Annotated in this window: 19 protein-coding genes; 6 read left to right on the forward strand and 13 right to left on the reverse strand. The window is 69.9% G+C overall.

Annotated elements, in window-relative coordinates; all coding sequences use genetic code 11:
* Positions 1-100: 100 nt before the first annotated feature.
* Complete coding sequence (locus OG393_RS10270) at positions 101-2,305, forward strand: S9 family peptidase (RefSeq protein WP_327374347.1); 2,205 nt, start codon at positions 101-103, stop codon at positions 2,303-2,305.
* On the opposite strand, the gene OG393_RS10275 is transcribed toward OG393_RS10270, so the two are convergent.
* The 13 genes from OG393_RS10275 to OG393_RS10335 form a co-directional block, all read right to left on the reverse strand.
* The gene (locus OG393_RS10275) at positions 2,282-3,220 is read right to left on the reverse strand and encodes a hypothetical protein (protein WP_327374348.1); all 939 of its coding nucleotides are present in this window, start codon (positions 3,218-3,220) and stop codon (positions 2,282-2,284) included. The genes OG393_RS10270 and OG393_RS10275 overlap by 24 nt on opposite strands.
* 432 nt (positions 3,221-3,652) lie before the next feature.
* Positions 3,653-4,726 carry an ABC transporter ATP-binding protein gene (locus OG393_RS10280; protein ID WP_327374349.1) on the reverse strand — a complete coding sequence of 358 codons (1,074 nt, stop codon included), beginning with the start codon at positions 4,724-4,726 and terminating at the stop codon, positions 3,653-3,655.
* A complete protein-coding gene (locus OG393_RS10285; protein WP_327374350.1) occupies positions 4,719-5,702 on the reverse strand; it encodes an ABC transporter ATP-binding protein in 984 nt (327 codons plus the stop codon). Before OG393_RS10285 ends, OG393_RS10280 begins: the two co-directional genes overlap by 8 nt.
* A gap of 6 nt (positions 5,703-5,708) precedes the next feature.
* Positions 5,709-6,707, reverse strand: coding sequence for an ABC transporter permease (locus OG393_RS10290; protein WP_327374351.1), 999 nt, complete (start codon positions 6,705-6,707; stop codon positions 5,709-5,711).
* A complete protein-coding gene (locus tag OG393_RS10295; protein WP_327374352.1) occupies positions 6,700-7,623 on the reverse strand; it encodes an ABC transporter permease in 924 nt (307 codons plus the stop codon). The genes OG393_RS10290 and OG393_RS10295 overlap by 8 nt, the downstream gene beginning before the upstream one ends.
* 78 nt (positions 7,624-7,701) lie before the next feature.
* Entirely contained in the window at positions 7,702-9,327 is a 1,626-nt protein-coding gene (locus OG393_RS10300) for a peptide ABC transporter substrate-binding protein (protein ID WP_327374353.1), read from the reverse strand.
* Between the two features lie 192 nt (positions 9,328-9,519).
* Positions 9,520-10,650: an ABC transporter ATP-binding protein gene (locus OG393_RS10305; protein ID WP_327374354.1), complete on the reverse strand. Its 1,131-nt coding sequence runs from the start codon at positions 10,648-10,650 to the stop codon at positions 9,520-9,522.
* Entirely contained in the window at positions 10,643-11,710 is a 1,068-nt protein-coding gene (locus OG393_RS10310; protein WP_327374355.1) for an ABC transporter ATP-binding protein, read from the reverse strand. The genes OG393_RS10305 and OG393_RS10310 overlap by 8 nt, the downstream gene beginning before the upstream one ends.
* A 10-nt stretch (positions 11,711-11,720) precedes the next feature.
* Entirely contained in the window at positions 11,721-12,680 is a 960-nt protein-coding gene (locus tag OG393_RS10315) for an ABC transporter permease (RefSeq protein WP_327374356.1), read from the reverse strand.
* Entirely contained in the window at positions 12,673-13,605 is a 933-nt protein-coding gene (locus OG393_RS10320) for an ABC transporter permease (protein ID WP_327378380.1), read from the reverse strand. Before OG393_RS10320 ends, OG393_RS10315 begins: the two co-directional genes overlap by 8 nt.
* Positions 13,606-13,774: 169 nt before the next feature.
* Positions 13,775-15,415, reverse strand: coding sequence for a peptide ABC transporter substrate-binding protein (locus OG393_RS10325; RefSeq protein ID WP_327374357.1), 1,641 nt, complete (start codon positions 15,413-15,415; stop codon positions 13,775-13,777).
* Between the two features lie 462 nt (positions 15,416-15,877).
* On the reverse strand, positions 15,878-17,779 hold the full coding sequence (gene typA, locus OG393_RS10330) for a translational GTPase TypA (protein ID WP_327374358.1): 1,902 nt from the start codon (positions 17,777-17,779) through the stop codon (positions 15,878-15,880).
* A 319-nt stretch (positions 17,780-18,098) separates the two neighbouring features.
* On the reverse strand, positions 18,099-20,516 hold the full coding sequence (locus OG393_RS10335; RefSeq protein ID WP_327374359.1) for an ABC transporter family substrate-binding protein: 2,418 nt from the start codon (positions 20,514-20,516) through the stop codon (positions 18,099-18,101).
* Positions 20,517-20,817: 301 nt separating this feature from the next.
* On the opposite strand from OG393_RS10335, the gene OG393_RS10340 reads away from it, so the two are divergent.
* From OG393_RS10340 to OG393_RS10360, 5 genes are all read left to right on the forward strand, one after another.
* Positions 20,818-21,045 (forward strand): hypothetical protein, encoded by a 228-nt coding sequence (locus OG393_RS10340; protein ID WP_327374360.1) that lies wholly within the window; start codon positions 20,818-20,820, stop codon positions 21,043-21,045.
* A gap of 12 nt (positions 21,046-21,057) precedes the next feature.
* Complete coding sequence (locus OG393_RS10345) at positions 21,058-21,894, forward strand: hypothetical protein (protein ID WP_327374361.1); 837 nt, start codon at positions 21,058-21,060, stop codon at positions 21,892-21,894.
* 1 nt (position 21,895) lies between these two features.
* Positions 21,896-23,836, forward strand: coding sequence for a fumarate reductase/succinate dehydrogenase flavoprotein subunit (locus tag OG393_RS10350; RefSeq protein ID WP_327374362.1), 1,941 nt, complete (start codon positions 21,896-21,898; stop codon positions 23,834-23,836).
* Positions 23,833-24,603, forward strand: a complete 771-nt coding sequence (locus OG393_RS10355; RefSeq protein WP_327374363.1) for a succinate dehydrogenase/fumarate reductase iron-sulfur subunit — start codon at positions 23,833-23,835, stop codon at positions 24,601-24,603. The genes OG393_RS10350 and OG393_RS10355 overlap by 4 nt, the downstream gene beginning before the upstream one ends.
* Before the next feature lie 112 nt (positions 24,604-24,715).
* Positions 24,716-26,416, forward strand: coding sequence for a TPM domain-containing protein (locus tag OG393_RS10360; protein ID WP_327378381.1), 1,701 nt, complete (start codon positions 24,716-24,718; stop codon positions 26,414-26,416).
* Positions 26,417-26,536: the final 120 nt, after the last annotated feature.

Here is a 26,536-nt window from a genome sequence, read left to right on the forward strand (position 1 = left end):
TGTCCCTTACCCACCTAGCGCTACGGATCATAACTATGTGTGGCTCCGCATCGATGGTGTACGGGGGCACAGGGGGGCGCACAGCGCTAGGTTCGCTTGCATGACCTCCAGGCAACAGCGGTCGCTGCCGCTCTCGTTTCCTCGTCAGTACGCCCGGACGCAGCGCTTCACCCTGGGTGTTCCGCGCGCCTTCACGGTCTCCCCGGACGGCGGGCGGGTGGTGTTCCTGCGCTCCGCCTCCGGCACGGAACTGTCGCACGCGCTGTGGGTGCTGGACCTGGACATGCCCGCCGGGGAGGCGCGCGAGCGTCTGGCGGCCGATCCCGGGACGCTTCTGGCGGGCGCCGCGGAGGAGTTGTCGGCCGAGGAGCGGGCGCGGCGGGAGCGCAGCCGCGAGGGATCGGGCGGAATCGTGGGCTACGCGGTGGACGGGGCCGTGGAGTTGGCGGCGTTCGCGCTGTCGGGGCGGCTGTTCGCCGCGGAGCTGCGGGCCGGGACCGCTCGGGAACTCCCGGTGCCGGGGCCGGTGATCGACCCCCGGCCGTCGCCGGACGGCCGTCGCATCGCCTACGTGGCGCGTGGAGCGCTGCGGGTCACCGGGGCGGGCGGGGAGGGCGACCGGGCGCTCGCGGAGCCGGAGGACGGGCACACGACGTACGGGCTGGCGGAGTTCGTGGCGGCGGAGGAGATGGGGCGCAGCCGCGGTTTCTGGTGGTCGCCGGAGTCGGACCGGCTGCTGGTGGCTCGTGCGGACGACCGGCCGGTGCGGCGGTGGTGGATCTCCGATCCGGCGCATCCGGACCGGGAGCCCCGGCCGGTGGCGTATCCGGCGGCGGGAACGCCGAACGCGGACGTCCGGCTGTACGTGGTGGATCTGGACGGCCGGCGGACGGAGGTCGGCTGGGACCGGGAGCGCTTTCCGTATCTGGCCCGGGTGCACTGGTCGGCGGGCGGGGCTCCGCTGCTGCTCGTCCAGGCCCGCGATCAGCGGACCCAGCTGCATCTGGCGGTGGATCCGGGGACGGGGGCGACCCGTACGGTGCACACGGATGAGGACCCGGTGTGGCTGGAGTTGCTTCCCGGGGTTCCGGCGTGGGCGCCGGACGGCCGGCTGGTGCGGATCGCGGACGTGGACGGGGGCGGGGACGGGGCGTCCGGGGGCGTCGGGGCGCGCGTGCTGATGGCCGGGGAAAGGGCGCTGACAGGGGCGCGGCTGCAAGTCAGGGCCGTGCTGGACGTCGGGGACGGCGACGTCCTGGTGTCGGCGTCCGCGGGCGAGGCGGCGGAGTTCCCGGAGACCGGTGAGATCCATGTGTACCGGGTCGGCGAGCATGGGGTGGAGCGAGTCTCGGAGGGCACCGGAATTCACTCGGCCGTGCGTTGCGGCGCGGTGACGGTGCTGTCCTCGGCCCGCCCGGAGGCGCCGGGGAACGTGACGCGGGTGCTGCGGGCGGGCCGGCAAGTCGCGGTGATCGCCTCGCACGCGCAGACGCCGGTGCTGTCCGCGCGGGTGCGTCTGAGAGAGGGGGGCGCACGGCGTGTTCCGTGCGCCGTGCTGCTCCCGTCGGGCTACGAGGAAGGTGACGGACTTCTCCCGGTGCTCATGGATCCGTACGGCGGCCCGCACGGGCAGCGGGTGGTCGCCGCGCACAACCCGCATCTGACGTCCCAGTGGTTCGCCGACCAGGGCTTCGCGGTGATCGTGGCCGACGGCCGGGGGACGCCGGGCCGGTCGCCCGCCTGGGAGAAGGCGATCGCAGGCGATCTGACGCCGACGCTGGACGACCAGGTCGAGGCGTTGCACGCGCTGGCCGGGGAGTTCCCGCTGGACCTGGGGCGGGTGGCGATCCGGGGCTGGTCGTACGGCGGGTATCTGGCCGCGCTCGGGGTCCTGCGGCGCCCCGATGTCTTCCACGCGGCGGTGGCGGGGGCTCCGGTGACGGACTTCCGGCTGTACGACACCCACTACACGGAGCGGTATCTGGGGACGCCGCAGGACGACCCCGAGGTGTACGCGGCGAACTCGCTCGTCACGGACGACGGGCTGTCGGCGGCACGGGGCCCGGCCCGGCCGCTGATGATCGTTCACGGGCTGGCCGACGACAACGTGGTGATGGCGCACACCTTGCGGTTGTCTTCGGCACTGCTCGCCGCGGGCCGGCCGCATGAGGTGCTGCCGCTGACGGGCGTGACCCACATGACGCCGCAGGAGCGTGTGGCGGAGAACCTGCTGTTGCTCCAGGTCGACTTCCTGCGGCGTGCGCTGGGCGTCGCAGAGGTGTCACCAGCCGCGGGGCCGCGGTGACGGCGGCGCGGGAGGACGGGAGGGGAGGGGGACCGTTCCGGCGGGGTGGGGTTCGCCCCGACCGGCGAGTGCGACGAGCACGGCGACTCCGCCTGCCAGGTCGAACAGTGCCGACGCGAGAGTGAGCGGCTCGGCGGCCTCGGGTCCGGCGAGCGCGCCGAGCGTGTCGTGACGGAGGACTGTCGCCAGAACGGTCAGGCCCCAGCCCGCCATCAGCGCGCCGGCGGCCACGCCAAGGGGCCGGGAGCCGGGGGGCCGGGCGATCGCTCCGGCCGCCGCGGTCAGCAGGAGCAGGACGAGGGCGGCGACCAGCCAGCCGGGCGGGGGTGCGAGCAGCGGTGCGGGGGCGAACCGGCCTCCGGTGTAGCGGCCCACGACGAGCTCGGTGGGGAAGTCACGCACCAGGCGGATCTCCTGCGCGACCCGCAGGAGGGCGGCGAGGGCCAGCAGGACGGCGGCGATGACGGCGGGCCGGGTGCGGGGGCGGGCCGGGGCGGGTTCGTGGGCGGAGCGGACGGGCCGGCGGCCCGCGGCGGCGGTGAGCAGGAGCGCGCCGCCGAGCGCGAGGAGGAGCAGGGTGGTGACCAGTGCGATTCCGCCCGAGGCCGTCCAGAGTCCCGGGAGGCGCACGCCGACCGTGACGGCCCCGGCGGTGGCGAGCGCGGACAGGGCGGCCGGTGAGCGCAGGGCGGCCACGGCGGTGCCGGTGTAGAGCAGGAACAGGACGGGGTCGAGTGCGAAGGTGGCGACCCGGTCCCGGAGCGCGGGGCGGCGGTCGCCGGTCCAGTGACCGAGGAGGTCGGCGAGTGATCCGTCGGCCAGGGCCAGGTCCCTCAGCATCCAGCCGACGGTGACGAGCGCGAGGGCGCCGGCGAGGGCGGCCCCGGTGAGTCGTGCGGCGCGCGTGGCTGTCACGGAGCCGATACTCACGGTCGCGACCAAGCGAAACAAGCGATTCCGCCCTAGTTTCCCGAGAGTTCGGCAAGTCCGTCCCCACTCGTCCTCCGAGCGGCCCGAACACGTCACGGCGTGATCGAACCGAAGCCCTACGGACACCCGCCCCCACCCGGGCGAGCGAGCCGAAGGCACGCGAAGGCACGCGCCGGGGGAACCGACCCGAACCGAGCCACAAGAAGAAGGCCGTGTGCCGGAGGCGAACCGAGCCACGAAAGAAAAGGACAGAAGGAAAAGGCCGGCCGGGACGACATGACGCGTCCCGGCCGGCCTACGGCACCCGCACGGCCGTACGTCGTCGAGTCTGTCGTGTGGGTATATCGGAGCGGAGTCGGGCGAGTTGCTTGCGCGTTAACATGGTTGGTGATGATTTGTCCGTGCGTCAGGGGGCTCTCATCCCGGCTCTTGGCCGGTGGTGTCGTCGGTGGTGTCGGTGTCGTCCTCGCCGGGGACGACGTGTTTCTCCTCGGCGAAGTGGCAGGCCGAGTCGTGTGCGGCCGGGGTGTCCGTCAGTCGGAAGACGGCGGGTACGGCGAGTTCGGGGACTTCCAGGGTGCAGCGTTCCTGGGCTTTCCAGCAGCGGGTGCGGAAGCGGCAGCCGGAGGGGATGTTGGCCGGGGAGGGGACGTCTCCGGTGAGGATGATGCGTTCGCGGTGGGCGCGCGCCTGGGGGTCGGGGACGGGGACTGCGGAGAGCAGGGCCTGGGTGTAGGGGTGGGTCGGGTGGTCGTAGATCTGTGCGTCGGTGCCGATCTCCACGATCCGGCCGAGGTACATGACGCCGACGCGGTCGGAGATGTGCCGGACGATGGACAGGTCGTGGGCGATGAAGACGTAGGAGAGGGAGAATTCCGCCTGGAGCCGGTCGAGGAGGTTGACGACCTGGGCCTGTACGGAGACATCGAGGGCGGAGACGGGTTCGTCGGCGACGATGATCTCGGGCTGGAGGGCGAGGCCGCGGGCGATGCCGATGCGCTGGCGCTGGCCGCCGGAGAACTGGTGCGGGTAGCGGTTGATGTATTCCGGGTTGAGGCCGACGACGTCGAGAAGGTCCTGGACCTTCCGGCGCCGATCGCCCTTCGGGGCCACCTCGGGGTGGATCTCGTAGGGTTCGCCGATGATGTCGCCGACGGTCATCCGCGGGTTGAGTGAGGTGTACGGGTCCTGGAAGACCATCTGGATGTTGCGGCGGACGGTGCGCAGGCCCTTGGCGGACATCTTGGTGATGTCCTCGCCCTTGTAGGCGATGGAGCCGGCGGTGGGGCGTTCCAGGTTGACGAGCATCTTCGCGACGGTGGACTTGCCGCAGCCGGATTCGCCGACGATGCCGAGGGTCTCTCCGGCGGCGAGGTCGAAGGAGACGCCGTCGACGGCCTTGACGGCGCCCACCTGCTTCTTGATCAGGATGCCTTGGGTCAGGGGGTAGTGCTTGACCAGGTCCCGGACTTCGAGAATCGCCTCAGGCATGCAGGCACTCCTTCCAGAAGTGGCAGGCGCTGGTTCGTGGTACCGGTGACTCGGTCACGTCGTAGAGGGGTGGTACGTCGGTGCGGCACACGTCCTGGGCCATCGGGCAGCGCGGGTTGAAGGCGCAGCCGGGCGGGATGGCGAGGAGGTTGGGCGGCAGGCCCTTGATCGCGTACAGCTCCTGGCCCTTCTGGTCGAGGCGCGGGATGGAGTCGAGCAGTCCCCGGGTGTAGGGGTGGGCGGGTGCTTTGTAGATCTCGTGGACGGGGGCGGCTTCGACGATCCGGCCGGCGTACATGACGGCGATCTTGTCGGCGACGTCGGCGACGACGCCGAGGTCGTGGGTGATGAGGATGAGCCCCATGTGGAGTTCTCGCTGGAGTTCGGCGAGGAGATCCATGACCTGGGCCTGGACGGTGACGTCGAGGGCGGTGGTGGGTTCGTCGGCGATGATCAGCTCGGGTTCGAGGGCGAGCGCCATCGCGATCATGATGCGTTGGCGCATGCCGCCGGAGAACTGGTGCGGATACTGGCCGACGCGTTCCCTGGCGGCCGGGATGCGGACCCGGTCCATGAGTTCGACGGCTTTGGTCCGGGCGTCCTTCCTGGACATGCCCTGGTGGACCTGGAACATCTCGCCGAGCTGGTCGCCGACGCTGATGACCGGGTTGAGGGAGGACAGCGCGTCCTGGAAGATCATGGCCATCTTGGCGCCGCGGATCCTGCGCCGCTCCTCCTCCTTCAGTTTCAGCAGGTCCTGGCCCTGGAAGAGGATCTCGCCGCCGGCGATCCTGCCGGGGGGTGTGTCGAGGATGCCCATGACGGCCTGGGCGGTGACGGATTTGCCGGAGCCGGATTCGCCGAGCACGGCGAGGGTCTCGCCGGCGTCCACCGCGTAGTTGACCCCGTTGACCGCCTTGGCCACGCCTTCCCTGGTGTGGAACTCCACGTGCAGATCGCGCACTTCGAGCAGCATGGGCGGCTACCTCAGCTTCGGGTCGAGGGCGTCGCGCACCGCGTCGCCGAGCATGATGAACGCGAGGACGGTGATGGCGAGGGCTCCGGCCGGCCAGAGCAGCATGTGGGGGGCGTTGCGGATGTACTGGGAGGCCGAGGAGATGTCGATGCCCCAGGACACGGTGGGGGGCTTCAGTCCGACGCCGAGGTAGGACAGGGTCGCTTCCAGGGAGATGTACGTGCCGAGTGCGATGGTCGCGACGACGATGACCGGGGCGACGGCGTTCGGCGTGATGTGACGGAGCAGCATCCGGGAGTTGGAGGCGCCGAGGGCGCGGGCGGCCTGGACGTAGTCGTTCTGTTTGGCGGTGATGACGGAGCCTCGGGCGATGCGGGAGATCTGTGGCCAGCCGAGGAGCACCATGAAGCCGATGACCGGCCAGACGGTGTTGCTGGTGACGACGGAGAGCAGGACGAGGCCGCCGAGGATGACGGGGATGGCGAAGAAGACGTCGGTGACCCGGGAGAGGACCGCGTCCGAGCCGCCCCCGAAGAATCCGGCGAGGCCGCCGAGGACGGAGCCGAGGAAGGCGACGCCGAGGGTGGCGAGGACGCCGACGGCGACCGAGGTCCTGGCGCCGTAGACGGTGCGGGTGTAGACGTCGCAGCCCTGGCCGTTGAAGCCGAAGGGGTGGCCGGGCTGGGAGCCTTCCTGGGCCTTGGAGAGGTCGCAGTCGAGGGGGTCTCCGGTGGCGATCAGCTGGGGCCAGATGGAGATGACGACGAGGAAGAGGATCACCAGCGCGGAGATGATGAAGACGGGGTTGCGGCGGAGGTCGCGCCACGCGTCGGACCACAGGGAGCGGGGTTTGCCCTGGGGTCCCGTGCCGAGGGGGCCACCGGGGGTCTTCTCCAGCGTCTCGCCCTCGTCCATGGCGAGGTCCGTTCCGCCGCCCGCGCCGGTGTGGTTGATGGCGCGACCGTCGTCGTACGGCTCGTGCGGCTCAGGCTGCTGCTCAGGCATAGCGGATCCTCGGGTCAAGGACGGCGTACAGGAGGTCGACGAGCAGGTTGGCGAAGAGGAAGACCAGGACGAGGACGGTCACGAAGCCGACGACCGTCTGGGTGTTCTGGCGGAGGATGCCCTGGTAGAGCTGATAGCCGACGCCGTGGATGTTGAAGATCCGTTCGGTGACGATGGCACCGCCCATGAGGGCGCCGATGTCGGTGCCGATGAAGGTGACCACCGGGATGAGCGAGTTGCGCAGCAGGTGGCGGGTGATGACCCGGCGGCGGGGCAGGCCCTTGGCGACGGCGGTGCGGACGTAGTCGGCGCGTTTGTTCTCGGCGATCGAGGTCCGGGTGAGCCGGGTGACGTAGGCCAGGGACACGGAGGCGAGGACGAGGCCGGGGACGATCAGTTCGCCGAAGGGGGCCTCGGGTGAGACGGCGGGTTTGATCCAGCCCCATTCGACGCCGAGGAGGAGCTGGAGGAGCAGGCCGGTGACGAAGGTGGGGACGGAGATCACGACGAGGGTCAGCAGCAGCACGCTGGTGTCGACGGGCCGGCCGCGGCGCAGGCCGGTGACGACGCCGAGGGTGATGCCGATGACGATCTCGAAGAGGATGGCGACGATGGTGAGCCGGATCGTGACGGGGAAGGCGCTGGCCATCAGCTCGGTGACCGGCTGACCGTTGAACGCCGTGCCGAAGTCTCCGGTGAAGACGTTGCCCATGTAGGTCAGGTATTGCTGCCAGACGGGCTTGTCGAGGCCGAACTCCTTCTCCAGCTGGGCGGCGGTCGCCGGGTCGCAGGCGCGGTCGCCGCACAGGCCGGCGATGGGGTCGCCCATCACGTTCACCATCAGGAAGATCAGCAGGGTGGCGCCGAAGAAGACGGGGATCATCTGCAGCAGACGCCGGATCACATAACGGCCCATGGGGTGCTCCGGGGGTGTGGGGGAAGGCGTACGACCCGGCGCCGGGAGGGACGCCGGGCCGTACGTCGCCGGCCTGCGTCAGTTGACCTTGATCTCGTTGTAGACGGGGACGCTGAACGGGTTGAGCGACACGTTGGAGATGCGCGCGGAGTATCCGGCGCTGCCGTTCTGGTACCAGAGCGGGATGGCGCCCATGTCGTCCCGCAGGACTTCCTCGGCCTGCTGGAAGGTGCCGACGGCCTTCGCGGTGTCCGTCTCGGCGTTGGCCTCGTTGACGAGCTTGTCGAAATCGGGGTTGGTCCACTTGCCGTCGTTGGACGAGGCGTTGGTGAAGTACAGCGGCTGGAGGAAGTTCTGGATGAGCGGGTAGTCCATCTGCCAGCCGGCGCGGAAGGGGCCGGTCATCTTCTGGGTGGTGATCTGGTTGCGGTAGTCGGCGAAGGTGCCGATCGGGTTACCGACGCAGGCCGTGTTGTTGCCCAGCGCGTTGTTGATGGAGTTGCACACGGCGTCCACCCACTCCTTGTGGGAGCCGGTGTCGGCGTTGTACGAGATCTTCATCGTGCCGCCGGGGATGCCGCCGCCCTCGGCGACCAGTTTCTTCGCCTCTTCCGCGTTGTAGGTGCAGAAGTCGCCGCAGATGTCCTTGAAACCGCCGTCCTCACCGAGGACCGGGGAGGTCCAGTCGACGGCGGGGGTGCGGGTCTTCTGGAAGATGGTGTCGGTGATCTGCTCGCGGTTGATGGCCATCGAGAGGCCCTGCCGGAGCTTCTCCTGGCCCGGCTTGTTCCAGGCCGGGTCGTAGAACGGGAAGGACAGGGTCTGGATGATGCCGGCGGGGGTGTTGATGTACCGGCCGTCGAGGTCCGCCGAGACGTTCTTGAGCTGGGAGGCGGGCACGTCGTCGACGAGGTCGAGGTTTCCGGCCGTCAGGTCGGTGTAGGCGGTGTTGTTGTCGGTGTAGACCTTGAGGGTGACGCCGCCGTTCTGGGCCTTGTCGTCGCCGGGGTAGTCGTCCCACCGCTTCAGGGCCATCTGGGAGCCCTTGCTGTAGGAGTCGATGGTGTAGGGCCCGTTGCCGACGGGCTTGGAGAGCCAGGCGTCGTGGTCGCTGAAGAAGGACTGGGGCAGCGGGACGTAGGCGGAGTAGCCGAGGGTGTCGGGGAAGGTGGAGAACTTCTGGGTCAGTTTGACCGTGAAGGTCATGTCGTCGACGACCTTGAGGCCGGACATGGTCGTGGCGGTGGGGTCGCCCGACTCGGGATGGACCTGGTCGTAGCCCTCGATGTAGCCGAAGAAGTAGGCGTTCTTCTGGTTGTTCTTGAGGTCGGCGCCGTAGTTCCAGGCGTCCACGAAGGACTTGGCGGTGACCTGCTCGCCGTTGGAGAAGGTCCAGCCGTCCTTGACGGTGATCGTGAAGTTGACCGAGTCGCTCGTCTCGATCTTCTCGGCGAGCATGTCGGTGGCCGCGCCGGTCTTCGGGTCGTACTTCTTGAGGCCGCGGAAGATCATGTCGAGGACCTTGCCGCCCTGGACCTCGTTGGTGTTCGCGGGCTCGAGCGGGTTCTGCGGATCGCCCCAGGAAGAGGTCACGATGCCGTCGGCGCCACCGCCTCCGCTGTCGTCTCCGCCGCCGCAGGCGGTCGCCGCGAGGGCGACGGCCGCGGCCAGTGCGGTCCACTTGGCGTGCGTGGCTCCGCGCATGAGGTGCCTCCCGAATATCCCGATTCTCTAGTTAGCCCCCAATATCACCTCACATATCCTCATATGCACGTTCTTGGCGTCCGTACGGAGGGGCTGGTGTCGCCCCGGCGGCACCACGGACTCCCTCCGACGCACGAAGCCCCCGGTCGCCCTCGCGGGCGCCCGGGGGCACGTCGTCACTCGTTCAGCGGATCAGCCGACGAGAACCGACCGCTCCTCGGCGAAGTGGCACGCCGACTCGTGCGCGGCCGGGGTGTCCTGACCGGAGAACACCTCGGGGACCGCGAGCAGCGGCGTCTCGGTGGAGCACCTGTCCTGCGCCTTCCAGCACCGGGTGCGGAAGCGGCAGCCCGACGGCGGGTTGGCCGGCGAGGGGACGTCACCGGTGAGGATGATCCGCTCGCGGGCCTCGCGGACCTCCGGGTCCGGAACCGGGACCGCCGACAGCAGCGCCTGGGTGTAGGGGTGCGTCGGGTGGTCGTAGATCTGCGTGTCCGTACCGATCTCGGCCATCTTGCCGAGGTACATCACGCCGACCCGGTCGGAGATGTGCCGGACGATCGACAGGTCATGGGCGATGAAGAGATAGGAGAGCTCGAACTCCTCCTGCAGCTTCGCCATCAGGTTGATGACCTGCGCCTGGACGGACACGTCCAGGGCCGAGACCGGCTCGTCGCAGATGATGATCTCCGGGTTGAGCGCCAGGCCGCGGGCGATGCCGATGCGCTGGCGCTGGCCGCCGGAGAACTGGTGCGGGTAGCGGTTGATGTACTCGGGGTTCAGACCGACCACATCGAGCAGCTCCTGCACCTTGCGGCGCCGGTCGCCCTTCGGGGCCACCTCGGGGTGGATGTCGAAGGGCTCGCCGATGATGTCGCCCACGGTCATCCGCGGGTTGAGGGAGGTGTACGGGTCCTGGAACACCATCTGGATGTTCCGGCGGACGGCCTTCAGCGCGCGCCCGGACAGCTTGGTGATGTCGTGGCCCTTGTAGAAGACCTCGCCCGCGGTGGCGCGCTCCAGGTTCATCAGGAGCTTGGCGACCGTGGACTTGCCACAGCCGGACTCGCCGACGATGCCGAGGGTCTCGCCACGGTAGAGGTCGAAGGAGACCCCGTCCACGGCCTTGACCGCACCGACCTGCTTCTTGAACAGGATGCCCTGGGTCAGCGGGAAGTGCTTGACCAGGTTGCGCACCTGGAGGATCGGCTCCCCGCGGTCGACGGGCGCCTCGACGGCGGCCACGGCCGCCGCCTCGCTCGCCGCGTCGGTCGCGTTCGGAGTCGCGTCCGCGGCGTCGTCCTTCTTGCTGAGCTCAGCCATGGATCGTCTCCTTCCAGAAGTGGCACGCGCTGCCCCGACCGGGCAGCTCGGTGCCGTCCTGCTCGGTGACCGGCGCGAGCGCCGGGATCTCCGTACGGCAGATGTCGTCGGCCTTCGGGCAGCGCGGGTTGAAGGCGCAACCGGTGGGGACCCTGAGCAGGTTGGGCGGCAGGCCCTTGATCGCGTACAGCTCCTGGCCCTTCTGGTCCAGGCGCGGGATCGAGTCGAGCAGACCCCGGGTGTACGGGTGCGCGGGGCGCTTGTACAGCTCGTGCACCGGCGCCGTCTCGACGATCCGGCCCGCGTACATGACCGCGATCTTGTCCGCGACGTCGGCGACGACGCCGAGGTCGTGGGTGATCAGGATCAGACCCATGTTGTATTCGCGCTGGAGCTCCGCGAGGAGGTCCATGACCTGGGCCTGCACCGTCACGTCGAGCGCGGTGGTGGGCTCGTCCGCGATGATCAGGTCCGGCTCCAGGGCCAGCGCCATGGCGATCATGATGCGCTGGCGCATACCGCCGGAGAACTGGTGGGGGTAGTCGGAGACCCGCGCCTTGGCGGCGGGGATCTTGACCCGGTCCATCAGCTCGACGGCCTTGGCCGTGGCCTCCTTCTTGGAGAGGCCGTGGTGCACGCGGAACATCTCGCCGAGCTGGTAGCCGACGGTGAGGACCGGGTTCAGGGAGGACAGCGCGTCCTGGAAGATCATCGCGATCTTCCGGCCGCGGATCTTCCGGCGCTCCTCGTAGGACATCTTGAGCATGTCCTCGCCGCGGAAGAGGATCTCGCCCCGCGGGATCTTGCCGGGCGGCATGTCGAGGATGCCCATGATGGCCTGGGCGGTGACGGACTTGCCCGAGCCGGACTCGCCGAGCACGGCGAGGGTCTCGCCGGCGTCCACCGAGTAGTTGACGCCGTTGACCGCCTGGGCCACACCTTCACGGGTGTGGAACTCGACGTGCAGGTCACGGACTTCGAGCAGCGGGCCGGTGTGGTCGCCACCGTCGCGCGGCGCGGGGACGGCCGCGGTCTTGCCGGTGTTGTCGATGGTCGTCATTACGCCCTCCTCAGCGCAGCTTCGGGTCGAGGGCGTTGCGTACGGCTTCGCCGAGCATGATGAACGCCAGAACGGTGATGCTCAGCATGATCGAGGGCCACAGCAGGATGTGCTGCGCGACCCGGATCTGCTGGACACCGGCGGAGACGTCGACACCCCAGGAGACGATGGGGGACGACAGACCCAGGCCCAGGTAGGACAGGGTCGCCTCGGCCGAGATGTAGCCGCCGAGCGCGATGGTCGCGACGACGATCACCGGGGCCATGGCGTTCGGCAGGATGTGCCGGAACAGGATGCGGACCGTGCCGGCCCCCAGCGCCTTGGCGGCGTGGACGTAGTCCGCCTGCTTGACCGTGATCACGGCACCGCGCATGACACGGGTGATCTGGGTCCAGCCCAGGAACGCCAGGGCGAAGACGACCACCCAGATGGTGCGGTCGGTGAAGGACTGCAGGACGACCATGGCGCCGAGCAGGAACGGGATGCCGAAGAAGACGTCCGTGACCCGGGAGAGGATCGCGTCCGTGATGCCGCCGAAGTAGCCGGCGATCATGCCCATGACGCCGCCGACGACGGTGACGATCGCGGTGACGGCGATGCCGACGACGACCGAGGCGCGGGTTCCGTGGATCACGCGGGCGTACACGGAACGGCCCTGGCCGTCGTAGCCCAGCCAGCCCTCGGAACCGATGTCACCGAGCTGCGGCTTGCCCAGGTAGTGGTGCACCAGGTCACCGCGGACGGGCGAGGCGCCGGTGAACAGGGTCGGGAAGGCGGCGATCAGCAGCAGGAAGAAGATCAGCACCGAGGAGACGAGGAAGTACGGGTTGCGGCGCAGGTCCCGCCAGGCGTCGCCCCACAGGCTGCGCGCCTTCTCCGGCTTGCCCTCCGGGGCCGGTGCCGTCACCGGGGGGGTGGCGACGGCGTCCGCGGCGGCTGCGGTCTCTGCGGTCTTGGTCACGTCAGGCATAACGGATCCTCGGGTCCAGGACCGCGTACAGCAGGTCGATGAGCAGGCTGGTGACGAGGTAGACGAGCACCAGGATGGTGACGAGGCCGACGATCGTCGTACCCTCACGCCGGGTGATCGACTCGTAGATGAGCCCACCGACACCCTTGACGTTGAAGATGCCTTCGGTCACGACCGCACCGCCCATGAGGGCGCCGATGTCAGTGCCGAGGAAGGTGACGACGGGGATCATCGAGTTGCGCATCAGGTGGACGCCGATGACACGGCGCTTCGGCAGGCCCTTGGCGACGGCCGTGCGCATGTAGTCGGCGCGCAGGTTCTCCGCCATGGACGTACGCGTGAGCCGCGCGACGTACGCGAGCGAGAGTCCGCCGAGCACGATGGCCGGAGCGATCAGCTCGGACAGCCGCTGCTCGGTGCTGACGTTGGGCGCGATCCAGTCCAGCTGGAAGGCGAAGACCATCTTGATGATGAAGCCGAGCACGAAGACCGGGATCGAGATGATCAGCAGGGTGAAGATCAGGATGACGTTGTCGGCCAGGCGACCGGCCTTCAGGCCGGCGATGACACCGAGAGCGATGCCGAAGAAGAGCTCGAACGCGAAGGCGAGTGCCGCGAGTTGGAGCGTGACAGGGAACGCGTCGCCCAGCACGTCGGTGACCGGGCGACCATTGCGGATCTGGTTGCCGAAGTCGAAGTGCAGGATGATGCCGGTCATGTAGTCGTAGTACTGCTTGAGCAGCGGCTGGTCGAGTCCGAGCTCGTGCTTGATCTTCGCCAGGGTCGCCGGGTCCACGCCCTTGTCACCGAACAGCCCCGCCACGGGGTCGCCGGGCAGGGTGTAGACCATGAAGAAGATCAGCAGGGTTGTCCCGATGAAGACCGGGATCATCTGGAGCAGTCGTCGTGCGACATAGCGCCCCATCATGCCTCCGTGAGATGTGACAGCCGCAGCCGGACGGGCCCTTCCTCGGCATCCGCGTCCCAGTGGGCACGCGGATGTCACGGAAGGGCCCCCCGGCCGCTGCGTAAGGCACCGGGTGGGGCTGACGCTCCGTCAGCCCCACGCCGGCGTGCGGACTACGCTTGGGTGGTTACTTCTTGACCTCGACGCCGGTCAGGATCGGGTCGCCGTCCTGACCGTACTGAACGCCGGAGACCTTCTCCGAGTAGCCCGCGTTGACCTTGTAGTACCAGAGCGGGATGGACGGCATGTAGTTGACCAGGTCCTTCTCGATGGCCTGGAACTGCTTCACCGACTCGTCCAGCGTCGGCGCGGAGTCGGCGGCCGCGATCTTCGCGTCCAGCTCCTTGTTGCCGAAGCCACCCTGGTTGCCCGCAGCGGTGGTGCGGAACAGGTCACTGATGAAGTTGGCGTTGACGGGGTAGTCGAGCACCCAGCCGGACCGGTAGATGGCCTTGACCTGCTTGTTCTTACGAGCAGTCAGGTCGGCCTGGAAGTCCGGCTTGCTGTCGCCGACACACTTGACGCCGGTCGCGTTCGTGATGCTGTTGCAGACCGCGTCGACCCACTCCTTGTGACCGCCATCCGCGTTGAACTGGATGGAGATCTCATTGTTGGGAACGCCGCCGCCGGCCTGGATGAGCTCCTTGGCCTTGGCGGGGTCGAACTTGGTGACGTCGCCGGCCGCGTTCTCCTGGTAGCCCTGGACGCCCTTGGCGACCCAGCCCGTGGCGGGCTCGCGGGTACCCTGCAGCACCGTCTTGGTGATGGTGGCACGGTCGATGGCCATGGACAGGCCCTGGAGGACCTTCGGGTCGATCGCCTTCGGCTTCGACCACTTGTCCGCGTAGAACGCGATGGCCAGCGTCTGGATCGCCGAGTACGGCTGGTCCACGGCGCGGTCACCGAGGTCGGCGCGGTAGACCGGGAGGTCCTTCGGGCCGATCTGACGCAGGACGTCGACGTTGCCGGACTTCAGGTCCTCGTAGGCGGCCTCGAGGGTGGTGTAGTTCTTGAAGACCACACCGCCGTTCTTCGCCTTGTTGGGGCCCTGGTAGTCGTCGTAGCGGACGATCTTGATCTGCTTCTTGTGGTCCCAGGACTCGAACTTGTAGGGACCGTTGCCGACCGGCTTCTGACCCGCGGCCTTGGTGTCCTTGTAGAAGGAGTCCGGCAGCGGCGCGAAGACGATGTACGCCAGCTTGTGACCGAAGTACGGGACGACGTTCTTCAGCTCGATGGTGAAGGTGCTGTCGTCGACGACCTTCAGGCCCTCCATCGTTTCGGCGGTGGGCTTGGCGCCCTCCTCCTCCGGGTGGACGGCGTCGTAGCCCTTGATGTCCGCGAACCAGGACGCCAGGCCCTGCGCGTTGTCGATGTTGGCGTTCCAGTTCCACGCGTCCACGTAGGACTTCGCGGTCACCGGGGTGCCGTCGTGGAACTTCCAGCCCTGCTTGAGCTTGACGGTCCACGTCTTGGAGTCGGTCGTGGTGACCGACTCGGCGTTGATCATCTCCAGCGAGCCGTCGGCCTTGTAGTCGACCAGGGTCGAAAACAGGCCGGCCATGACCGCGGAGCCGTTGGACTCCATCGTGTCACCGGTGTACAGGGGCTTCTCCGGCTCACCGAGCTCGATCGAGAAGATCCCGTTCGGGTCAACAGCGCCCTTGGCGTCGCTGCCACCGTCGCTCTTACCCCCGCCACAGGCGGTTGCTGCCAGGGCGACGATGGTCGCGCCCACTACCCACTTGGCGCTCTTGGCACCGCGCATGGGTTCCTCCTCATGAGTCCACTTGTCACTACAAGAGGGGTACTTCGAGTTCTGCCGACACCCCTGACGGCGTTGGACCCAAGTACCCCGAGTGTGCTCGTGAGTCGGCACTCCCCACAGTGCGTGACCCATTGACCCGAGCTCAATGGAGCCAACTATTAAGTACGTGAGGGCTGTAAACCACACTTAAGCGGTCTCGTTTTGACAACATCACCGCGACCTCGGAGACCGAAATCCGGACAAACTGATCACAGACAGACACCCCCGAAACGGACCGTTAACACACGTTCCGGAGAGCGACGGCCGATATCCGGACAGGGGGTCCGGCAAATGAGCTTGACGAAAGGCCCGGACCCCCACGGTGTCCGTGGGGGTCCGGGCCCTGTCTCCGAAGCCGTTTCAGGCCGCCGCCGCGCGGATCACGGGCAGGCCCTCGACGGGACGGTCGTGAACAGGACGGCCTCAGCCGTTCTTGGCGCGCGAGGCGGAACGCCCGCGCTCCTTCTGGTCGAGGACGACCTTGCGGATGCGCACGGCCTCCGGGGTCACCTCGACGCACTCGTCGTCGCGGCAGAACTCCAGGGACTGCTCCAGGGAGAGCTTGCGCGGCGGCACGATCGCCTCGAAGGAGTCGGCCGAGGAGGAGCGCATGTTGGTGAGCTTCTTCTCCTTGGTGATGTTCACGTCCATGTCGTCGGAGCGCGAGTTCTCGCCGACGATCATGCCCTCGTACACCTCGGTACCCGGGTCGACGAAGAGCACACCGCGCTCCTGGAGGTTGGTCATCGCGAATCCGGTGACCGCGCCGGCGCGGTCGGCGACCAGCGAACCGTTGTTGCGGGTCGACAGCGCGCCGAACCACGGCTCGTGGCCCTCGTGGATCGAGTGGGCGATGCCCGTGCCGCGGGTGTTGGTCAGGAACTCCGTGCGGAATCCGATCAGGCCACGGGACGGAACGACGAACTCCATGCGGACCCAGCCGGAGCCGTGGTTCGACATGTTGTCCATGCGGCCCTTGCGGATACCCATGAGCTGCGTGACCGCGCCCATGTGCTCCTCCGGCACGTCGACCGTCAGACGCTCGACCGGCTCGTGCACCTTGCCGTCGACGTCCTTGGTCACGACCTGCGGCTTGCCGATGGTGAGCTCGAAGCCCTCGCGGCGCATCTGCTCGACCAGGATGGCGAGCGCGAGCTCACCACGGCCCTGGACCTCCCAGGCGTCCGGGCGCTCGGTGTCGAGGACGCGGAGCGAGACGTTGCCGATCAGTTCCCGGTCCAGGCGGTCCTTCACCTGGCGGGCGGTGACCTTGCGGTCCTTGACCGCGGCCTTGGCGTCCGCGCCCTTGCCGGTGCCACCGCGGCCGACGAGCGGCGAGGTGTTCGTACCGATGGTCATGGAGATCGCGGGCTGGTCGACCGTGATCAGCGGCAGCGCGATCGGGTTCTCCGGGTCGGCCAGCGTCTCGCCGATCATGATGTCGGGGATACCGGCGACGGCGCAGATGTCACCGGGGCCGGCGACCTCGGCCGGCTTGCGGGTGAGCGCCTCGGTCATCATCAGCTCGGTGATGCGGACGTTGGAGATCGTGCCGTCACGCTTGATCCACGCGACCGTCTGGCCCTTGCGCAGCTCGCCCTGCTCGACGCGGAGCAGCGCGATGCGTCCGAGGAAGTTGTCGGCGTCGAGGTTGGTGACGTGGGCCTGGAGCGGCGCCTCCTCCTCGTACGTCGGGGCCGGCACGTGCGCCAGGATCGTGGAGAAGAACGGCTCCAGGCTGTCGCTGTCGGCCGGGACGGTGCCGTCCTCCGGCTTGGTCAGCGAGGCGACGCCGTCACGGCCGCAGGCGTAGACGATCGGGAACTCGATCTGGTCCTCGTCCGCGTCCAGGTCGAGGAAGAGGTCGTAGGTCTCGTTGACGACCTCGTCGATCCGGGAGTCCGGGCGGTCCGTCTTGTTGATGCAGAGGATGACGGGCATCCGGGCCTGCAGGGCCTTGCGGAGCACGAAACGAGTCTGCGGAAGCGGGCCCTCGGAGGCGTCGACGAGCAGGACGACCGCGTCCACCATCGACAGACCGCGCTCGACCTCGCCACCGAAGTCGGCGTGGCCGGGGGTGTCGATGATGTTGATCGTGATCGGGGCCCCGCCGTCCTTGGGGTGGTACTTCACCGCCGTGTTCTTGGCGAGGATCGTGATGCCCTTCTCACGCTCCAGGTCGTTCGAGTCCATCATGCGGTCGTCGAGGTGCTGGTGGGCGGCGAAGGCACCGGCCTGCTTGAGCATGGCGTCGACGATGGTCGTCTTGCCATGGTCGACGTGGGCGACGATGGCGACGTTACGGATGTCGTGGCGCGTGGGCATGGGTGCTTGCGCTTCTCTCGGATCGTGGGATGCGGCGTCAGTTCCTCTTACGCCCGCCGGGCGGACGCGCCACGGCTATCTCCCATGGTACGGGGCTGCCGCGCAAGGGGCTTCCCCGCCCGGATTCGAGAGGGTTTACTCAGAGGTTTCGAGACTGCCTCTGCGGGGACAGGGGCACTCGGGTGGTACGGATGCTGCGGGATTGCGCTGGGGTGCGGAGCAGGGCCGGGTCAAGGGGGCCGGGGGTGATCCTGCCCGCCGGGATCACCGACGGGCAAGGAACTTGAGCGTGATCTGAGGTTGCGGATCGCCCTTTCGGCTATTTCTTGGTGTTGCGCTCCGCGCCCTTGGAGGTTCCGGGCTTCTTCCACCCGATGTCCTGGTAGCGCGGGGCCTCGAAGCCCCAGGCGCCGGCGTTCAGCAGGGTGGACCTGGCGGCCACCAGTTGGGGGCGCTGATAGAGAGGAATCGATCCGGCAGCGGCCCAGATCCGTGCGTCGGCCTGACGCACCAGGGCCCGGGCCTCCTCCTCGTCGAGGGTGGCCACCGCCTGATCGAACAACTGATCGATACGGTCGGTGCCGACCCTGGCGTAGTTCTGTTCGACGAGCAGGGAACCGTCGGACGCGGGCTCGGGCTTGGCGAAGATCGGCCGGGCGTCGGTCGCGGGGAAGGCGGAGGCGGGCCAGGAGTAGAGGGCCAGGTCGTATTCGCCGGAGGCGATGTGGTCCTTGAAGAAGCTGTCGTCCGCGACCTTGGTGACGGTGGTCCGGATTCCCACCGCGTCGAGCATCCGGACGATCTTCTCGCCGACCGCCCGCAGCGACTCCGAGCCGGGGCCCGAGGGCAGTACGAAGCGGAGGTCGAGCGCCTTGCCGTCCTTGCCGAGGGCCTGCGGGGCGGCGGCGGGTCCGGGCGGGGCGGCGGTGCCGATCGGGGCGTAGGCGCCGGCGACCCCCTTGCCGGGCTTGGCGGCGGTGCGCCCCTTGTCCTCCGCGGCGGAGTCCGCGGCGGCCTCCAGGGCCTCCGCCTGACGCAACAGCGCCACGCCGTGGAGAGCCGCGGCGGGCGCCGGAGCGAGAACGGTGCCGTTCTCCTGGCCGCCGGGCTTGTCGTCGCCGACGATGTAGAGCCCCTCGTCCGAGGCCACATCGGCCTGCGGCCCCGAGGACCCCGCCTTCGCGGCCTCGTCCTTCTTCTCCTCGTCCTTCTTCTCCTCGTCCTTCTTCTCCGCGTCGTCCTTCTTCTCCGCGTCCTTCTTCTCCGCGTCCTTCTTCTCCGCGTCCTTCTTCTCCGCGTCCTCCCCCGGCTCGCTGCCGGCCTTCGTCCCGGCCGGCTTCTTGTTCGCGCCTCCCGGCACCCATCCGGCGTCCGCGAGCAACGCCCGCGCCTCCTTGGCGTCCTGGTCGCCGAGCGCGTCACTGCTGTCCGCGTACGCCGCCTGGCCGGCCAGCGCGAGGTGGCTGCCCGGGGGCTTCGCGGGCAGTCCCAGCGGCTTGAGCACGGTTTCGGCCAGCTCCTGCCGGTCCAGGGCGCGGGCCACGGCACGCCGCACGCGCTCGTCGGCGAGCGGCCCGGACTCGCCGTTGAGCGACAGCTGGGTGTAGGCGGGCTCCAGGGACTTGCGGACGACGAACTTCCCGAGCGCGTTCTGCTCGGCCGCGTACCGCGCGATGGCCTGCTGGTTCTTCTCCCGCGCCGCCTGGACGACCTCGGCCTGCTCCTCGTCGGAGCCGTGTGCCAGAGCCCAGGACTTGAGGGCCGCGGCGGGCGTGATACCCGCGCCCGGACCGTGGGTGAGCGGCTGACCGCCCTGCCCGGAACGGGCGTCACGCACCGCGAGCGCGATGCGGTCGGCCACCGACCGGTCGATCTCGGCCAGATCGAGCTTGCCTGCGGACAGTGCCGTGATCCGCTCGGTCCGGGGAACCGCCTTCAGGATCAGCGAGTCGAGCTTGGCGGACCGCCCCCACCAGCGGGCGCTGCGCACCAGGGTGATCTCGCCCGCTTTGCCGTCGATCTTCTTGAGCTCGAACGGCCCCGCGGTCGCCTTCAGGGTGGTGCGCGCGCCGTCGTTGAAGCTGTTCGGGGAGCCCATCACCTGCTTGGGGTAGAGCGGGGTGAAGAGGGCCTTCCAGTCGGCGTAGGGCTTGGCGAAGGTGACCCGCACCTCCAGGTCGTTCTTGCCGCGCTCGATCCGCTCGATCCGCTCGTAGCCGGCGTTGCGGGCGGTCCAGTACGCGGTGTCCCGGCCACTCAGGGCACGCCATTGCGCGACGAAGTCGGGGGCGCCGATCTCCCGGCCGTCGCTCCACACCGCCTGCTGGTTGAGCTTGTAGAGCACGACCTGCTTCGGTTCCGTCTCCACCACCTTCGCCGACTCCAGGTAGTCCGGGTTGAGACGCGGCCGGCCGCGTGCGTCGAGGGTGTAGAGGGAGGGCAGCAACGCTCCGGCGAGACGGGAGGTGGCTCCGTCGGCGTCGGCCTGGAAGGCGTTGAGCGTCGTGGGCATCGCGTCCACCGCCCAGCGCAGGGTGCCGCCGTCGGCGACCTTGTCGCGCGCCGCGGGGGCGTTGTCCTGTGCGGCGGCCGGGGCCTGCTCGGCCTCCTCGTCGGAACTACAGCCGGCCAGGACGGACACCGCGAGGACCGCGCTGCTGAGGGTGGCGACGGAGCGGAGCGTGCGGGAGCGGGGGCTCCTGGAGCATGTCCCGCGAGGGGCGCCGACTTGGGACATGACTTGTACCCCTTCGTCCAGGTTTATTCCATTTGGAGATGATCACATCTATGACGCATCCACTGAAGGGGACGGACCGGACCCGGCCACGGCAACACGGCGACAGCGGGGCCGAACCCCACTCGTGCGGCCCAATGACCGATCCGCCCACCGGGCCGGCCTCCGCCCGCCGGGCGGCCCCGCCGGGCCGCCGTCGCGGCGAGCGGATCGGTGCACACGCCTTCCCAACGCGGGATGTGGCGCGCGACACTCTCAGGGCCTCTCAGGCGCGTGTACCCGCTATCGCGGAAGTGAGGGCTCCATGTCCCTGCACGACGATCTGGCGGCCGTGAAGCGCTGCCTCGACGACCTGGTCCGCACGGTCGGACATCTGGAACGCCGCCTCACGGCGGAACGGGGCGGTGCCCCCGGAACCACCGCCTTACGCACCGAGCCCCTCGTCCCCGTGCCGGACACCCCGTACCGCAGCGAGCTGTGGACGGACGTGGACGACGAGGGCCTGGGCGCCCGCGGCCGGCACGCGCCGTAGGAAGGGGACCACGTGGTCACCGGAACCGAACCCCCCTCCCCTGACACGGGGGCGCCCGCCACCGGCGTGCACTCCCCCACCCGCGCGGCCGTCGGCGTCCGCCACCTGCGTACCGACCGGTGGTGGGCGGCGCCCGCCGTCACCGCTGCCGGACTGCTCGCCTTCGTCGTCTACTCGACCTGGCGGGCCTTCGCCGGCAGCGACTACTACGCGGCCCCCTACGTCTCGCCGTTCTACTCGCCCTGCCTGGCGCAGAACTGCGTGCCCATGAGGGGCGGGCCGAACTGGGACCTCCTCGGCAGCTGGTGGGTCCTGTCCCCGGCGCTGGTCATCCTGGTCTTCCCGCTCGGCTTCCGGCTGACCTGCTACTACTACCGCAAGGCGTACTACCGGGCCTTCTGGGCCTCGCCACCCGCCTGCGCGGTGGCCGAACCGCACCGTGCCTACACGGGGGAGACCCGCTTCCCGCTCCTCCTGCAGAACGCCCACCGGTACTTCTTCTACGCGGCCCTGCCGGTCGCCGCGATCCTCACGTACGACACCGTGCTGACCTTCCGGGACGCCTCCTACGCCTGGGGCCACGCGGGACTCGGGACGCTCGTCTTCCTCGTCAACACCGTGCTGATCTGGGCCTACACGCTGTCCTGTCACTCCTGCCGGCACATCGTCGGCGGCCGGCTGCGGCACTTCTCCGCCCATCCGGTGCGCTATCGCCTGTGGACCTGGGCAGGACGTCTCAACGCCCGTCACATGCTGCTCGCCTGGGCCTCCCTGATCAGCGTCGCCCTCTGCGACCTGTACGTGTACCTGCTGGCCACCGGCACCTTCGACGACCCGAGGATCTTCTGACATGACACAGGTCGCACGGCAGGAGTGGGATGTGGTCGTGGTCGGCGCGGGCGGCGCCGGTCTGCGCGCCGCGATCGAGGCCCGCGAACGCGGCGCCCGTACCGTCGTGGTCTGCAAATCCCTCTTCGGCAAGGCCCACACGGTCATGGCGGAAGGCGGCATCGCCGCCTCCATGGCCAACGTCAACGCCCACGACAACTGGCAGGTCCACTTCCGCGACACCATGCGGGGCGGCAAGTTCCTCAACCAGTGGCGGATGGCGGAGCTGCACGCCCGCGAGGCCCCCGAGCGGGTGTGGGAGCTGGAGACCTGGGGGGCGCTCTTCGACCGCACCGCGGACGGCCGGATCTCGCAGCGCAACTTCGGCGGTCACGAGTACCCGCGCCTCGCACACGTCGGAGACCGGACGGGACTGGAGCTGATCCGCACACTGCAGCAGAAGGTGGTGGCGCTCCAGCAGCAGGACCACAAGGAGACGGGCGACTACGAGGCCCGGCTGCGGATCCTCCAGGAGTGCACCGTCACCCGGGTCCTCAAGGACGGCTCCGGGCAGGTGGCGGGGACCTTCTGCTACGAACGGGAGACCGGCCGCTTCTTCGTCCTGGAGGCGCCGTCGGTGGTGCTGGCCACCGGCGGGATCGGCAAGTCCTTCAAGGTGACGTCGAACTCCTGGGAGTACACCGGTGACGGGCACGCGCTGGCACTGATGGCGGGCGCGCCGCTGGTGAACATGGAGTTCGTGCAGTTCCATCCGACCGGGATGGTCTGGCCCCCGTCGGTGAAGGGCATCCTGGTCACCGAGTCGGTGCGCGGCGACGGGGGCGTGCTGCGCGACTCCGCGGGCCGGCGGTTCATGTTCGACTACGTCCCCGAGGTCTTCAAGGAGAAGTACGCGCGGACGGAGGAGGAGGCCGACCGCTGGTACGAGAACCCCGAGGACAACCGGCGCCCGCCGGAACTGCTGCCGCGCGACGAGGTGGCGCGGGCCATCAACGCCGAGGTGAAGGCGGGACGCGGCTCCCCGCACGGCGGCGTCTTCCTCGACGTGTCCACCCGGATGCCGGCGGAGGTGATCCGGCGACGGCTCCCGTCGATGTACCACCAGTTCAAGGAGCTGGCGGACGTGGACATCACGGCCGAGGCCATGGAGGTCGGGCCGACCTGCCACTACGTCATGGGCGGCGTCGCCGTCGACTCGGACTCGGCGGCGGCGCTCGGCGTGCCGGGGCTCTTCGCCGCCGGTGAGGTCGCCGGCGGCATGCACGGCTCCAACCGGCTGGGCGGCAACTCGCTCTCGGACCTGCTGGTGTTCGGCCGGCGGGCCGGGCTGCACGCCGCCGCGTACGCCGCCGCGTACACGGCCCGGACCGGGAGGGTGTCCGCCCCGGAGAGCGAGGTCGCCTCGGCCGCCTCGGCGGCGCTCGCCCCGTTCGGTGCCGCGGACGGGGTGCCGGAGGCGGACGGGGGGCGGGGCGGGCCCGCGGAGAACCCGTACACCCTCCATCAGGAACTCCAGCAGACGATGAACGACCTGGTCGGCATCATCCGGCGGGAGGCCGAGAGGGCCGAGGCCCTGAAGCGGATCGCCGGACTGCGGGCGCGGGCCCGGCGGGCCGGGGTCGAAGGGCACCGGCAGTTCAACCCCGGCTGGCACCTGGCCCTGGACCTGCGGAACATGCTGCTGGTCAGCGAGTGCGTGGCCCGGTCGGCGCTGGAACGGACCGAGAGCCGGGGCGGACACACCCGGGAGGACCGGCCGTCGATGGAACGACGGTGGCGACCGGTGAACCTGCTGTGCCGCGCGGTGGCCGACGACGGCCCCGGAGAGGCGGCGGTCACTCTGGAACGGACGCGTACCGAACCCATCCGTCCGGACCTGCTCGCCCTCTTCGAGAAGGATGAGCTGGTCAAGTACCTCGCCGAGGAGGAGCTCGACACATGAGCGGCTATGACGCCCGGTTCCGGGTGTGGCGGGGCGACGCCCGCGGCGGAGAGCTGACCGACTTCACGGTGGAGGCGCACGAGGGAGAGGTCGTGCTGGACATCATCCACCGGCTCCAGGCGACCCAGGCACCGGACCTCGCCGTGCGCTGGAACTGCAAGGCGGGCAAGTGCGGCTCCTGCTCGGCCGAGGTCAACGGCCGGCCGAGGCTGATGTGCATGACCCGGATGTCGCTCTTCGACCGTTCGGAGACCCTCACCGTGACCCCGCTGCGGGCCTTCCCCATCGTGCGCGACCTGGTGACGGACGTGTCCTTCAACTACGCGAAGGCGCGCGAGGTCCCGGCCTTCATGCCGCCCGCGGACGTCGCTCCGGGCGCCTACCGGATGCGGCAGCAGGACGTGGAGCGCTCCCAGGAGTTCCGCAAGTGCATCGAGTGCTTCCTGTGCCAGGACACCTGCCATGTGGTCCGTGACCACGAGGAGAACAAGGCGGCGTTCGCGGGCCCCCGCTTCCTGATGCGGGTGGCGGAACTGGACATGCATCCGCTGGACGCGGCGCGGGAGGAGGGCCTGGACCGTCGGCGCGCCGCGCAGGAGGAACACGGGCTGGGCTACTGCAACATCACGAAGTGCTGCACGGAGGTGTGCCCGGAGGGCATCCGGATCACCGACAACGCGCTGATCCCGCTGAAGGAGCGGGTCGTGGACCGCACGTACGACCCCCTGGTGTGGCTGGGCGCGCGGATCGGGCGACGGAAGTCCTGAGACGGCGCGGCGGCGGGGTGGGGGCCGGTGAACGGCTGGTCCGGGTGCGACGCCCCGGACCAGGACATAGCCTCCCCCTGTGACGCGAACCGCCGCCCGAGTCCTTCTCGCGATGCTGGTGGCGACGTGGTGGCCGGCGGTGCCCGCCGCGCACGGCGCCCGGGCCGACGACCGCGCAGCGGTGTCCCGCGAGGGAGGGATCACCGACCGGGTGGGGGCGCTGGAGGACCGCCGCGCCCCGGTCGGCCATGCCCCGGACCGGCTCTACGACGGCCCGGGGGCGGCTGCCGACGGAGGCGCATCGGCCACGGATCTGGTACTGCCGGTGGTCCTGATCGGCGGGGCGGGGACGGTGGCGGCCTACGCGTACGCCCGGCGGCGCCGCTCCGGCACCCGGAGGGTTCCCCCGACGGGCGGCCGGGCCTGGGGCCCGCCGAAGACACCCGAAGCGAAGCCGCCGGCCGAGCTGGACGGCCTGGCCCGCGGGGCGCTGGTCGCCACCGACGACGCCGTCCACACCAGCCAGGAGGAACTGGGCTTCGCTGAGGCACGGTTCGGCGGGGAAGCGGTGGAACGGTTCACCAAGGCGGTGGCCTTCGCCGAGTCGGAGCTGACGGCGGCGTTCCGGCTTCGCCGGCGACTCGACGACGGCTTCCCCGGAGACGACGCGACCCGCCGTTCCCTGCTCGCCGAGATCGTCACGCGCTGCGGACAGGCCAACGCCCGGCTGGACGCGGAGTCGGCGGACTTCGACCGGCTGCGGGCCCTGGAAGCCGAGGCCGGGGAGGCGCTGGAAGCGGCCACGGCGGCCTGCCGGGAGGAGACCGGCCGGGCCGCCACGGCCGAGGCGACGCTGGCGGCGATGCGGGAGCGGTACGCCGAGTCGGCGGTCTCCGCCGTCGCCGCCGACGTCGAGCAGGCCAAGGACCGGCTGGCGTTCGCGGGGACCCGCCTCGACCTGGCCCGGCAGGCCGTGGGGTCCGGCGACAACGGCGCCGCGGCCGTGCACATCCGGGCCGCCGAGGGTGGCATCGACCAGGCGGCCCGGCTCGGCCGGGCCGTGGACCGGCGGGCGCGGGAACTCGCCGAGGCCGTGGGCAGCCTGCCGCACGCCCTGACCGGGACCGAGGCCGATCTCGCCGAGGCCCGCGGGCTGCTCCGGGGCGCGGGCGGGGGCATGGTCGCCGCCGGGCTTCAGGGGCGGGCCGCCCGGGCGGAGTCCGTCCTCGCGGAGGTGCGCCGGACCGTGGAAGCGGGCCGGTACGACCCTCTCGACGCACTGCGCCGGATCGAGGAGGCCGGCACGGGGCTCGACGAGGTGCTGGAGGGGGCCCGCGATCGTGTGTCGCTGACGCATCGGGCCCGGATGCTGCTCGACCGGTCGATGCTGACGGCCCGTTCGGCGACCGGTGCGGCCGTCGACTACGTGACCACGCATCGCGGCGCGGTGGGCAGCGAGGCCCGTACCCGGTTGGCGGAGGCCCGGCGTCGCCTGGAGGAGGCCCGGCTGCTCGCCGACGGGGACCCCCGGGGCGCGCTGGACGAGGCGCGGCAGGCGGACACGCTGGCGCGGCAGGCGCAGAACCTCGCCGAACAGGACGTCCGCGCCTACGGGAACCCGTACCGCCCGGCCGGTTCGGCGGGGGCCGGCGGCGGGAACGGCGGAGCGGTGCTCGGCGGCATCATCCTCGGCGGGGGCGCCCGCGGCACCGGCGGGGGCTCGGGGGACTTCGGGGGCGGCGCCGGAAGCGGGCCGGGCAGCTTCGGCGGCGGGGACACCCGGGGCCGGCTGGGCGGCGGACGGCGCCCCTGATCCGTACGGCGGCCCCAGGCCGCGGCCCGGTTCGCCGCGCCCGGGGGACAGCTCCGCTCCCGCGGACCGGGCGGGCCCTCCCTACGGGAGGCGTGGCCCCGGGCCGGACGGGGAGTGCCG

The sequence above is a fragment of the Streptomyces sp. NBC_01216 genome (genome assembly GCF_035994945.1).
Lineage (GTDB): Bacteria > Actinomycetota > Actinomycetes > Streptomycetales > Streptomycetaceae > Streptomyces.